General features: G+C 72.0%; 11 protein-coding genes. 2 read left to right on the top strand and 9 right to left on the bottom strand.

Annotated elements, in window-relative coordinates:
- Window positions 1-14: 14 nt before the first annotated feature.
- The 3 genes from AB0435_RS02230 to AB0435_RS02220 all read right to left on the bottom strand — a co-directional run bounded on the left by AB0435_RS02230 (window position 15) and on the right by AB0435_RS02220 (window position 3,069).
- Window positions 15-671, bottom strand: coding sequence for a lactate utilization protein C (locus AB0435_RS02230; RefSeq protein ID WP_366426037.1), 657 nt, complete (start codon window positions 669-671; stop codon window positions 15-17).
- Window positions 672-763: 92 nt separating this feature from the next.
- Window positions 764-2,212 carry a lactate utilization protein B gene (locus AB0435_RS02225; protein ID WP_366002386.1) on the bottom strand — a complete coding sequence of 483 codons (1,449 nt, stop codon included), beginning with the start codon at window positions 2,210-2,212 and terminating at the stop codon, window positions 764-766.
- Between the two features lie 104 nt (window positions 2,213-2,316).
- Window positions 2,317-3,069 (bottom strand): (Fe-S)-binding protein, encoded by a 753-nt coding sequence (locus tag AB0435_RS02220; RefSeq protein ID WP_366425970.1) that lies wholly within the window; start codon window positions 3,067-3,069, stop codon window positions 2,317-2,319.
- Window positions 3,070-3,196: 127 nt separating this feature from the next.
- On the opposite strand from AB0435_RS02220, the gene AB0435_RS02215 reads away from it, so the two are divergent.
- Window positions 3,197-3,622, top strand: a complete 426-nt coding sequence (locus tag AB0435_RS02215; RefSeq protein WP_116215012.1) for a YjbQ family protein — start codon at window positions 3,197-3,199, stop codon at window positions 3,620-3,622.
- 203 nt (window positions 3,623-3,825) lie between these two features.
- On the opposite strand, the gene AB0435_RS02210 is transcribed toward AB0435_RS02215, so the two are convergent.
- From AB0435_RS02210 to AB0435_RS02200, 3 genes are all read right to left on the bottom strand, one after another.
- The gene (locus tag AB0435_RS02210) at window positions 3,826-4,752 is read right to left on the bottom strand and encodes a serine hydrolase (RefSeq protein ID WP_366002290.1); all 927 of its coding nucleotides are present in this window, start codon (window positions 4,750-4,752) and stop codon (window positions 3,826-3,828) included.
- 101 nt (window positions 4,753-4,853) lie between these two features.
- Window positions 4,854-5,339, bottom strand: a complete 486-nt coding sequence (locus AB0435_RS02205; RefSeq protein ID WP_366002291.1) for an Lrp/AsnC family transcriptional regulator — start codon at window positions 5,337-5,339, stop codon at window positions 4,854-4,856.
- A 161-nt stretch (window positions 5,340-5,500) separates the two neighbouring features.
- Window positions 5,501-7,009 carry an FUSC family protein gene (locus AB0435_RS02200; RefSeq protein ID WP_366425969.1) on the bottom strand — a complete coding sequence of 503 codons (1,509 nt, stop codon included), beginning with the start codon at window positions 7,007-7,009 and terminating at the stop codon, window positions 5,501-5,503.
- A gap of 300 nt (window positions 7,010-7,309) precedes the next feature.
- On the opposite strand from AB0435_RS02200, the gene AB0435_RS02195 reads away from it, so the two are divergent.
- The gene (locus AB0435_RS02195; RefSeq protein ID WP_366002387.1) at window positions 7,310-8,368 is read left to right on the top strand and encodes a lactonase family protein; all 1,059 of its coding nucleotides are present in this window, start codon (window positions 7,310-7,312) and stop codon (window positions 8,366-8,368) included.
- A gap of 182 nt (window positions 8,369-8,550) precedes the next feature.
- On the opposite strand, the gene AB0435_RS02190 is transcribed toward AB0435_RS02195, so the two are convergent.
- The 3 genes from AB0435_RS02190 to AB0435_RS02180 all read right to left on the bottom strand — a co-directional run bounded on the left by AB0435_RS02190 (window position 8,551) and on the right by AB0435_RS02180 (window position 11,318).
- Complete coding sequence (locus AB0435_RS02190; RefSeq protein WP_366425968.1) at window positions 8,551-9,492, bottom strand: hypothetical protein; 942 nt, start codon at window positions 9,490-9,492, stop codon at window positions 8,551-8,553.
- A gap of 106 nt (window positions 9,493-9,598) precedes the next feature.
- Entirely contained in the window at window positions 9,599-10,627 is a 1,029-nt protein-coding gene (locus AB0435_RS02185) for a BadF/BadG/BcrA/BcrD ATPase family protein (RefSeq protein ID WP_366425967.1), read from the bottom strand.
- Between the two features lie 13 nt (window positions 10,628-10,640).
- Complete coding sequence (locus AB0435_RS02180; RefSeq protein ID WP_366425966.1) at window positions 10,641-11,318, bottom strand: uracil-DNA glycosylase; 678 nt, start codon at window positions 11,316-11,318, stop codon at window positions 10,641-10,643.
- Between the last annotated feature and the right edge of the window lie 143 nt (window positions 11,319-11,461).

Raw genomic sequence — 11,461 nt, 5'->3', positions numbered from 1 at the left:
CAACTCCGAACGTCTCAGGGGTACGCGGAGGCGGGTCGTGGATCTCCCGCCACGAGAATCACTTCCAAGGTGCGTGGACCATGGACCCCTTCGACCCGGTCCAGCTCGATGTCGCTGGTGGCGGAAGGGCCGGAGATCCAGGTCAGCGGACGGTCCGGGGTCAGACGGGGGAGGGCTTGCGGTACGGAATCCACGACCTGGTCCGCGGTCCGCACCACGCACAGGTGGTGGTCGGGCACGAGCGAGATGCTGCGGCGCCCCTGGTCCGGGCTCCCGTCGAGGACGATCGTGCCGGTCTCGGAGATCGCCAGGGCACAACCGGTGACGACACTGTCCATGGTGTCCAGGTCGCCCGGTGGCAAGGCGGCGGACGCGGAGTCGGGGACGACGTCCACCCGTGCCTCGGCGAGCCAGGTCCCTGGCAGCCCGGACGGCACGACCACGCGTCGCGCGCCCCGTTCGGCCAGCAGACGCGAAAGGAGCGCGGGCAGTCCGGAGGCGTCCGAGCGGTGGACGACGGCACGGTAGTCGGAGAGGTTCCGGGCGAGCAGATCGACGGACTCGGCAGGGGTGCGCTTCCCGTGCGTGGCGAGATAGTCGCGCACGACGGGATGGTCACCCGGGCGCTCGTCGCGTGGCACGTCGGCCAATGCGCGCCGGACACGCTCCAGAACCCGTTCCCTGCTCGACCCCGACCCCGACCCCGATCTCGACCCGGGCCCCGAACTCGATCCCGACACGGGCCCCGACCCCGACCACGTGCTCATGCCGTGTCCCCTCGCGTGCGGGCCCACCAGTCCCGGAAGGATTCGGTCGGCACATCGGGCAGTTCCCGCGTGTCCGTCCAGGCCCGGCCCGGGCCTGGGAGCCGGCCGGGGTGGAGTCGGCGGGTGCGGGAGAGCAGCCGCTGGCCGTGGCGCAGCGCGCCCGGGTGGTCGAAGGTCCAGCGGGCGGCTCGCATCATGACGCGCTCGGCCGTGTGTTTCCTGGCCGGCTTGATGACGGTGCGCGTTCCGCGCAGGGTCACCTCGCCGCCTTCCACGACCCGCTCGCGCAGGTGGACCAGGACCTCCGGGATGTCGATGGCGACCGGGCACACCTCGAAACAAGCCCCGCACAGCGACGAGGCGTATGGGAGGGACTCCTCCAGAGGGGAGGTGAGGCCGCGCAACTGGGGGGTGAGGATCGCGCCGATCGGGCCGGGGTACGGCGAACCGTACGCATGGCCGCCGGCCCTCTCGTACACGGGGCAGACGTTCAGGCAGGCCGAGCAGCGGATGCAGCGCAGTGCCTGGCGGCCGACCTGGTCCGCGAGGGTGTCCGTGCGTCCGTTGTCGAGCAGCACCAGGTGGAAGGAGCGCGGGCCGTCGCCGTCGGTGGTGCCTGTCCACATCGACGTGTACGGGTTCATGCGCTCCGCGGTCGAGGAGCGCGGCAGGAGCTGGAGGAAGACTTCCAGATCCCGCCACGTCGGCACGATCTTCTCGATACCGACGACCGAGATCAGCGTCTCCGGGAGGGTGAGGCACATCCGGCCGTTGCCTTCGGATTCGACCACCACCAGGGTGCCGGTCTCGGCGACCATGAAGTTCGCGCCGGAGACACCGACCTTGGCGCGCAGGAATTTCTCGCGCAGATGTGTCCGAGCCGCCTCGGCGAGGTCGGCGGGCCGGTCACTCAGACCCTCGGGGGCCGGGCGGCCCCAGCTCGCCATGCGGTCGCGGAAGATGTCGCGGATCTCGCCGCGGTTGCGGTGGATGGCGGGGACGAGGATGTGCGAGGGGAGGTCGTCACCGAGCTGGACGATCAGTTCGGCGAGGTCGGTCTCGTAGGCGTGGATCCCGGCGTTCTCCAGAGCCTCGTTGAGGCCGATCTCCTGCGTGGCCATCGACTTGACCTTGACGACTTCGGTCTCACCGGTGGCCCGCACCAGGTCGGTGACGATGTGGTTGGCCTCCCCGGCGTCGGCCGCCCAGTGCACTGTGCCGCCTGCCCGGGTCACCGACTCCTCCAGTTGCACGAGGTAGTGGTCGAGATGGCGCAGAGTCCGGTCCTTGATCGCGGCCCCGGCGGTGCGCAGTCGGTCCCAGTCCGCCAGTTCCGCGACCGCTTGGGCGCGCTTGGCGCGGATGGTGTGTGTCGCGTGACGGAGATTGGCGCGCAGGCGGTCGTCACGGGTCGAGACGGCGGCGGCCCGGGGAAAGGCAGGCATGCCCAGATAGGTGGCACCGCGCGTGCGGTCCTGAGGGCCGCCGTGGGCGGGGCCCGGCGCCCTGTCGGCCTGGCTGTTGACGGGACCGCTCCTGCGACCACTGTTCACCGGACGTCGCCCTCCCTGCCGGCGAGTATCTCCGCGATATGGACGGGGCGCACGGCCGAACCCTCACGGGAGAGGATGCCGCCGATGTGCATCAGACAGGAGTTGTCGACCGCGCACACGCCCTGTGCGCCGGTCGCCGTGATTGCGCGCGCCTTGTCGGTGCCCATCGCGGTGGACACGGCGGGGTTCTTCACCGCGAAGGTGCCGCCGAAACCACAGCACTCCTCCGCCCCTTCCAGCTCCCGCAGTTCGAGGCCCTTCACCTGCTCCAGCAGGCGCCGGGGGCGGTCGCCGAGGCCCAGCACCCGGAGTCCGTGGCATGTGGGGTGGTAGGTGACGATATGCGGGTAGTAGGCGCCGACGTCGGTCACGCCGAGGACGTCGACGAGGAACTCGGTCAGCTCGTAGGTCTTGGCCACCGCCTCGGCCGCCACCGTGGACAGCTCCTCGCCCCGGCCCTCCGCGGCGGCCTTCGCCGCGATCCGTGGGTAGTTGTCACGGACCATGGCGGCACAGGAGCCCGAGGGTGTGACGACGTAGTCGTGGTCGCGGAAGGCGGCGCCGTAACGGCGCATCAGTGGCTCGGTCTCATGGCGGTATCCCGTGTTGAACAGCGGCTGGCCGCAGCAGCTCTGTTCCGTCGGGAAATCCACCCGCACGCCGAGCCGTTCCAGCAGGGTGACGACCGCCCGGCCCGTGCGGGGGTAGAGAGTGTCGTTGACGCAGGTGACGAACAGTCCTACGCGCATGTCACCCTCCTCTTCCCGCCCTGATCATCCGGCGACTCATACTGCCGCAGCGGGCGACCGCTGTGAAGGACCGGCCGTGTGGACGGGGCGGCACCGGGGCCGTCACCACTCCGCTTGAATGTGAGGCATGGCTGATACCACCTTCACCTCCCGCACGATCGGCATCACGACCGGTTCCACGCAGACTGTGTACGACCTCACCGAGGAGTGCGCGGCGTTCCTCCGTGAAGTCGCCCCGGGGCGCGACGGACTGCTGAATGTCTTCACGCCTCACGCGACCGCCGGCCTGGCCGTCATCGAGACCGGCTCGGGCAGCGACCACGACCTGCTGGCGGCCCTCGGCGACCTGCTCCCCGCCGACGACCGCTGGCGGCATCGCCACGGCACTCCCGGGCACGGCCGGGACCACGTCCTGCCCGCCCTGGTCCCGCCGCACGCCACGCTGCCCGTGGTGGACGGCGAACTGGAGCTGGGGACCTGGCAGTCGGTCGTCCTGGTCGACACGAACGTGGACAACCCGGACCGGAAGGTCCGTCTGTCGTTCCTCGGCTGAGAGCGGTCGCGCCGCGCCCGTGGGAGTCGGCGCCTCGAAGCCTCGAAGCCCCGGCCCCCGGGCCCCCAGGCGGCCCGGACCCGGGTGCCCAGGTGCCCTCACAACCTCTCGCAAGCCCTCACAACAATGGCCCTACCAGGCATCCCCTGGTAGGGCCTTGGCGCATGGCCGGAAGGCTCATCCGCGGTCGCTCAGCGGGGCGATCAGTCCCGCTGAGCCGACTCCGGGAGCTGGCGCAGCTTGACATTGGACTTGGTCCGGTAGGCCCAGTCCAGCATCTTCACCGCGTCCGGGTAGCGGGAGACGGCGTCATTGAGGATGACGCCGACGACGGTCCGTCCGTCACGCTTGGCGGCGAACACCAGGCACGGCCCGGCTGCGGTGCCGGTGCCGGTCTTGATGCCGATCGCGCCCCTGTACGAGCCGAGCAGCTTGTTCGTGTTGTCCCAGTAGTAGGTCCGCTTGACGTTCGCGGCCTTCTGCTGGGTGCCGGTCGTCTTCACGACCGTGCTGAACGTGCTGTTCCCGATCGCGTGCCGGGCGAGCTGCGCCGAGTCACGAGGCGTCGTGTAGTTGGCCCCGGCCTGCGATATGCCGTCGAACGAGTCGTACTTGGTGTTCTTCATGCCGAGGTCGGACGCCCTCTTGTTCATCTTGGCGATGAACGAGCTCGTGCGTTCCTTCTCGGTGCCGCCGTTGCCGAACGTGTCGGCCAGCGCGTACGCCGCGTCGCACCCCGACGGAAGCAGGAGCCCGTACAGCAGCTGCCGTACGGTCATCTTGTCGCCCGTGCGCAGATCGGCGGTGCTCGCGCCGTTCCGCTCCACGTAGTCACGGTAGGACTGCTTGATGGTGACCTGCTTGTTCAGGTCGACCCCGCGTGTGTCCAGCACGACCATCGCGGTCATGACCTTGGTGGTGCTGGCCATCTGCCGCTTGGTGTCGGCGTCCTTGCTCCACAGCTGGCGGTTGCTGCCGCTGTCGAGCAGGAAAGCGCCCTTGGCGCCGGTCACCGCCGGGCCGCTCGCGGCCTGCGCGGTCGTCGCCGGCACCGCGACGGCGACCGCCGCGGCCGACGCGATCAGAGCGGCACCCCACCGGCGTGCCGGTCTTTCCCCACATCGCTCCATACATGCCTCTGTTTCTCGCGTGTTGAGTAGAGCGTGCAGATAATCGCACCTGCTTCTTCACGGTGAGAAACGGGGCCGCCCTCGCGCCGGGGAAGGCCCGTTCACGAACTCCGCTGAGCCGCCGCGCGCCCCACCGCGTCTACCAGCGGCACCACGCGATAGGGCACCCGCTCGCGCAGCACCATCTCGGTGCGCGTGCGCACCACACCCGGGAATTGAACCAGCCGCTGGATGACGTCCTCCAGGTGTCCAGCGTCCCGGGCGACGACGCGTGCCATCAGGTCGCCTCCGCCGGTGATCGAGAACGCCTCGATGATCTCCGGTACGTCCGCGAGCGAGGTGGCGACCGTGTCCAGGTGCCCCTGGGTGACCTCGATATGGACGAAGGCCAGCACGGGGTGGCCGAGTGCGGCGGGGGACAGCCGCGGTCCGGTGGCTGTGATCACGCCGTCGCGCTCCAGCCGGTCGAGCCGTGCCTGGAGCGTGCCGCGCGCGATGCCCAGCAGACGCGCGTACTCCCGCACGCTCGTACGCGGCTGCTCCAGCAGCAGCCGCAGAATGCTCGCGTCCAGCGTGTCCACGGCCATGGGCCGACGACCTCCCTGTGGTCGTACTTCTGGCCGGCAACAGTACCAATGGCTCAGCTCCACACGGCGTCAGGTGCCGTCGGCTCACTGCCACTCACGCTTGTCGGCGCTTTGCCGCTCGGCTGCTGGAGGAACTTCGGGGTCCGGCTGTCGGTCGCCGGTCAGGTCCCGAGCAGCGGAGACGGACGCGAGCTGTGCAGGGGCACCGCGAGTTCGGCCAGTGCCCGCTCCAGGCTGTGCAGGTGCGCGAGCGCCGGCTCGGCCAGCGAGTGCTCGGGCACCGCCGCCGTGGCCCCCACCGCGTCGCGGGCCTTGCCCGGCGTGGTCAGCGCCTCCACCGCGGCCTCCACGCGCCAGCAAGCAGCGGCGAGGCGGTTGTCGTGCGATGCCTCGGGGTCCGCCGCGACAGATGCCAGCCCCCGCACCTCGCGGGCGCAGTCGTCGAGGAGCGCCAGCACGCGGCGGGCCTTCTCCTTGCGGGCGCGGAACGGGTTCAACGGGTGGACGAGCGGGGCGAGCGAGAGCCGCACCCGGCCGAGCAGGAGCTCCAGTTCGGCGACCCGCGGGGCGGGGTCGGCCGCCTCGGAACCGGCGAGCCGTGCGGCGGCCTCGGCCGCGCAGGTGTGCACGCAGCGCAGGGCGCGCTGGATCCACGCGTCGGTCGCGGCGTGCGTGGTGACGGGCAGGACGACGAGGACGGCGAGCGCCGCACCGGCCGCCCCGACGCCGGTCTGGGTCAGCCGGAGTACCAGCAGGTCCGCGTCCAGGACCCCGAGGAGCCCGTAGAGCAGTCCGGCCATCATGGTCACGGCGAACATCATCCACGTGTACGAGACAGCGGACGTGTAGAAGATCCCGAAGACGCAGACGGCGACCAGGGCCGCGGTGGGCACGGCGGCCCCGTGCAGGGGAATGGCCACGAGGATTCCCGCGGAGATACCGAGCACCGTGCCCAGGACCCGCCGGAAGCCGCGTACGAGGGTCTCGCCACGCGAGGCGGTGTTGACGAAGATCCACCAGGCGGTGCCGACGGCCCAGTACCAGCGCGCGTCGGAGACCATCTGCCCGACGGCGAGCGCCAGGCCGCAGGCGAAGGCGGCCTGGAAGGCCTGCCGGGTCGTGACGCGCGCCAGTCCGCTGCCGGTGAGGGGCGCGGGGCCCGCGGGCGGCGGGGTGCGCCGCTCGATGCGCCAGAGCCCGAAGCGGACGAGGCCGGCCGCGGCCAGCGCCATGATCACGGCCGCGTACAGGTGCGGCAGCTGGGCGGGCACGGCGTGCAGGAACTGCGTCGCGAAGAACATCATGAAGCCGAAGATCCCGAGCGAGTTGCCCCGCGCCCCCCACCGGCGGGCGTACACCCCGCAGAAGACGACGGCCAGGAAGGCCGCGTCACGCACCAGTGGCATGCCGTGCAGCGCCGCTGCCAGCGCGAGCACGGGGAAACCGACGACCGGCAGCAGCGCGGTGGTGATCGCCTGGCGGCGTACGGTCGGGTCGGCGACCGTGAACAGCGCGAGCAGGGCGGTGAGCCCGCCCGTGATGGCAGCGGTCAGGGGCAGGCCCGACAGCTGGACCACGGCGACGGCGCCGGCCACGCCCATGACGGCCCGGACGGCGACCCGCAGTCTCGCCCGGCCCGGATCCGGTGCCATGAACGCCCTCTTCAGCACTGCTTCCCGCCCCTTCGACGCACGGACATGAAAAAGGCGCCGCGGATCTCCGCAGCGCCATCGACATCCCCATCAGACCATCTAACCGGCTGTTGGCTCAAGGGAGGCGGGAACGACTGTGCCAATGGCATGGTTACCCACCGTACTCTCCGTGCGCGAAAGGACCAATGGCAGCCCTGCGGGACGGATGCCGGCCCCGTTCCGTCCGGACCCCCACAACCGCCCTGACCTCGGACTTGTCAGTGGCTCCGTGTAGCGTCAGGTGCACAGAGTGATTCGGTGGGGGAAGGCGGCACGGTGATCAGCAGTGACCAGCACAGCCGACGGGGGCGGTTCGCGTACATCGGCTCGTTCACGGCGGCGGGCGGGCCCGGTGTGACGGTCGCCGAGGTCGACAGCCGCACGGGCGCGCTCACACCGGTGTATTCCACCGACGCCGTGGCCAACCCGTCCTTCCTCGCGCTGTCTCCCGGAGCGGATGTGCTCTACGCGGTGAGCGAGACCGACGAGGGCGCCGCCGCGGCCTTCTCGCTGGCCGATCCCGCCCGGCCCGAACCGCTCGGTGAGCCGGTCCTCGTGCGCGGTGAGGCGCCGACGCACCTCGCCTTCGCGGGTACGCACCTGTTCACCGCCAACTACCGCTCGGGCAGTGTCAGCGCCCTCCCGGTCCGGACGGGCGGAGCGCTCGGAGCGCCGTCCGCCGTCCTGCCGCACCGGGGTTCCGGACCCGTGGCAGACCGGCAGCGCGGTCCGCACGCGCACGCCGTGGTGCCCGATCCTTCCGGACGCCGGCTGCTCGCGGTGGACCTCGGCACGGACTCGGTGTGGATCTACGCCCTCGACCCGGCGTCCGGTCTGCCGCGCCCGCACCACGAGGCGCGGCTCCGCTCCGGGACGGGACCCCGGCACCTGGCCTTCCATCCCCGGGGCGACCGGGCCTACGTCCTCAACGAGCTGGACCCGACCGTCACGGTGTGCCACTGGGACGCGGCGGAAGGCTCCCTGGTGCCGACCGGGGAGACGCGCGTCCTCATCCCGGGCACGGGCACCGTCGACTATCCCTCGGAGCCCGTCGTCTCCGAGGACGGGCGGTTCCTGTGGGTCGCCGTCCGGGGGCACGACAGCATCACCACCCTGGCCCTCGACGCGTCGGGCGACATCCTCGGAATCCGCGCCTCGACTCCCTGCGGCGGCCACTGGCCCCGCGATCTGACGCTCCACCCGGGCGGACGGTATCTCTACGCCGCCAACGAGCGGTCGGGGGACGTCACCTGGTTCGAGATCGACCCCGACACGGGCATACCGAGCCCCGCCGGGTCGCTCGCCGTGGCCGCGGCCTCCTGCGTGATCTTCTCCTGAGGCGACGGAAGCGACGGAAGCGACGCGAGCGACCGAAAAGGCCGGAGGGGCTCCCGCATCACGGGAGCCCCTCCGGGCCGGACGGCTCCGGCCCGCGGTTCCGTGGCCGTGCCGTCAGGGTGTGCGGCACGTGGCGGCAGCGTTCGCCCTGCCGGTCACGCGCGTGCGTACGGGATGGAGCGTCAGCGGACCGGCGCGCCCTGGAGCGACGGCTGGGTCGTCAGCCCCAGCACGGCCGCGTACTTCGCCAGGGCCAGCTTGCCGATCGCCGGGTAGGCGCCCAGCGGCTCGGCCGCGGCGCAGGCCACCTCGCGCGCGGCCTCGGCCGCGAGACCCTCGGCCACCTCGGGGCCGATGATGCACGGCGCGAGCGCCAGGTTCCGGGAGCCGGAGGAGCGCAGCTGCTCCGCGGCGCGGGCGATGGCACCTTCCTCGTCCAGCGCCGCCGCGAGCACCGGCACGGCAAGGCGGGCCGACAGCAGCATTCCGGTGATGCCCGCCGCCTGCACGGCCTCCTCGCCACCGACGGTCGCCAGGATGATGCCGTCCGCGGCGGTTGCAACTGTGAACAGTCGTGCGCGGTCGGCGCGGGCCAGCCCGGCCTCGGAGAGGCGCACGTGCAGGGCTTCGGCGAGCAGCGGGTGCGGGCCCAGCGTGTCGGTGAGCTCGGTGACGGAACCGCTGTTCATCACCGCTTGGCGTATGCGGCGCAGCTGCGAGCTGTCGGGCCCCGCCAGCAGCGGCACGGCCACGGCGGTCGGGAAGCGGTCCCAGGAGTCGGCTCCGTCCCCCTCGGGGCCGTCCTGGGCTTCGCCGGCGCGAGCGGCCCGCTGGGCGGACGCGTGGGCCAGGACCGACTCCAGCGACGGATACCCCACGTCGCCGCCGTCGGCGTCCACGTAGCCGATGCGCGCGTCGAGCCCGGGGAGCTCGGAGCGGGCGATGCTGAGGGTCTCCTCGGCGAGCCGGCGGGTGGTGAGGTCGGGCGTCCCCGGCACGGCGAGGACGAGCGGCGGCGCGCCCGTCGGCGCGGCCGCCGGTTCCGGCCGCCGGTGCCGTCCGGGCTGGCGGGGACGCGGCATTCGTACAGGCAGGCCAGGCGCGGGCCCTGTGGGGGAACTCATGGCGCCGCATGTTAGCCGTTCATCGCACCAGGCCGTTCGGGCGGGGGCGATACAGCGCCGTCTGTCCGGATTTATTCGTCCTGACATACGGTCCACGCGGAGCCGTTCAGCAAATGATACGCAACATCACGGGGTCTGCCGGCAAGCGCAGACTGTCCGTCATCAAGGCTCCTGCCACGCGCAATGCGCCGTCGAGCGGTGTGCCCTGGGCGGGTACGAGCCGCGCGTGGGGTAGTTGCGATTGCAATTCTTCGCGCAGTGGTGCGAGCAGCGGGTCACCCATGCGAAACAGCCCGCCCGTGAGTGCGACTTCATGTGTCACACCAGCCGCTCCCGGAGCGGCCGTTTCCGCCGCCGAGCGCGCCGATCGGCCGGAAACCGGCCGTCGGCGCGGGCATACGGCAGCGGCGGCCCCGGCGATGTGCCAGGCCGCCTCACGGAGGATCCGGGCGGCGACAGGATCCTCCGGAGCGCACCGGGCCACCTCGGGTGCGAACGAGGCGAGGACCGCGGGCCGGTCCGGGCGCGGGTAGAGCGCGCCGGGCAGATCCGGCGCCGGGCCGAGGACGGCGGTCATCCGCGCCAGGAGCGCGTCCGACCCGCCGGCCCGTCCGTCGTACGCGCGCAAGCCCGCCTCGAGCCCGGCGCGGCCGATCCAGGCGCCGCTGCCGCAGTCGCCCAGCAGGTGGCCCCAGCCGTCCGCGCGGCGCCAACCGCCCTCCGGGGTCAGGTCGGTGCCGAGCGCGATCATCCCGGTGCCCCCGGCCACGACCGCGCCGGGGCGCTGCCCGAGTGCCCCCGCGTACGCGGTGACCGCGTCCGAGGCGAGTGCGAGGCGGCGCACCCCGAGCGCCTCGCGCAGCGCGTCGGGCAGGACGGCGCGGAGCTCGTCGCCCAGCGCGGCCATTCCGGCGGCGCCCACACAGGCGGCTTCGCAGGTTCGCGCTCCGGCGCGGGCGAGCAGGTCCCTGGCGGCGGGCAGGATGTCGTCCAGGAGCCGTCGGGCGGCCATCCCCGCCGGAGCCGGGGAGGCCCAGGTCAGCGGAGGGCCACTGTCGTCCGCGGGGGCCAGGGCGATCCGGATGCCCGAACCGCCCGAGTCGACCCCCAGGACATGGCCCGCCGCCCGTGTCACCGGCCCGGCCGGCTCACGGCAGCTGCCAGTTCACCGGGGCGGCCCCCTGGCGGGCCAGCAGCTCGTTGGCCCGGCTGAATGGCCGGGAGCCGAAGAAGCCGCGGTCGGCCGACATGGGGGAGGGGTGCGCGGACTCGACGGACGGCACGCTGCCCAGCAGTGGCCGCAGATTGCGCGCGTCGCGGCCCCACAGGATCGCCACCAGCGGGCCGCCGCGGGCGACGAGCGCGCGGATCGCCTGCTCGGTGACCTCTTCCCAGCCCTTGCCCCGGTGCGCCGCGGGCTTGCGCGGAGCGGTGGTCAGGGCCCTGTTGAGGAGCAGGACGCCCTGCTGGGTCCACGGCGTGAGGTCGCCGTTGGACGGGCGGGGGAGGCCCAGGTCGGTGTGCATCTCCCGGTATATGTTCTCCAGGCTGCCGGGCAGCGGGCGCACCTCGGGCGCGACCGAGAAGCTCAGCCCCACGGCATGGCCGGGTGTCGGATACGGGTCCTGACCGACGATCAGCACCCTTACGTCGTCGAAGGGTTGCTGGAAAGCGCGCAGCACATTCGCGCCGGAGGGCAGATAGGTACGGCCCGCGGTGATCTCGGCGCGCAGGAAGTCACCCATCGACGCGATGCGCCCGGCCACCGGTTCCAGTGCCTTGGCCCAGCCGTGTTCGACGATCTCGTTCAAAGGTCGTGCAGCCACGGGGCGTCACTCTACTGGCTCAGCGCGTGCCCGGACGAACGCGTCCGGCCCATGGGCCGCTTCCGGCCGGGCCGGTGTCCCTCGAACGAGGGTCTCCATGCCTTGTACGAAGGGTTTCGTAATTCGAGAATTCTCGTAGTACG

The sequence above is a fragment of the Streptomyces sp. NPDC051173 genome (assembly GCF_040689515.1).
In the GTDB taxonomy this organism is placed as follows: Bacteria; Actinomycetota; Actinomycetes; order Streptomycetales; family Streptomycetaceae; genus Streptomyces.
The sequence above is the reverse complement of the archived record's forward strand: the minus strand, read 5'-3'. Positions and strand labels throughout refer to the sequence as shown.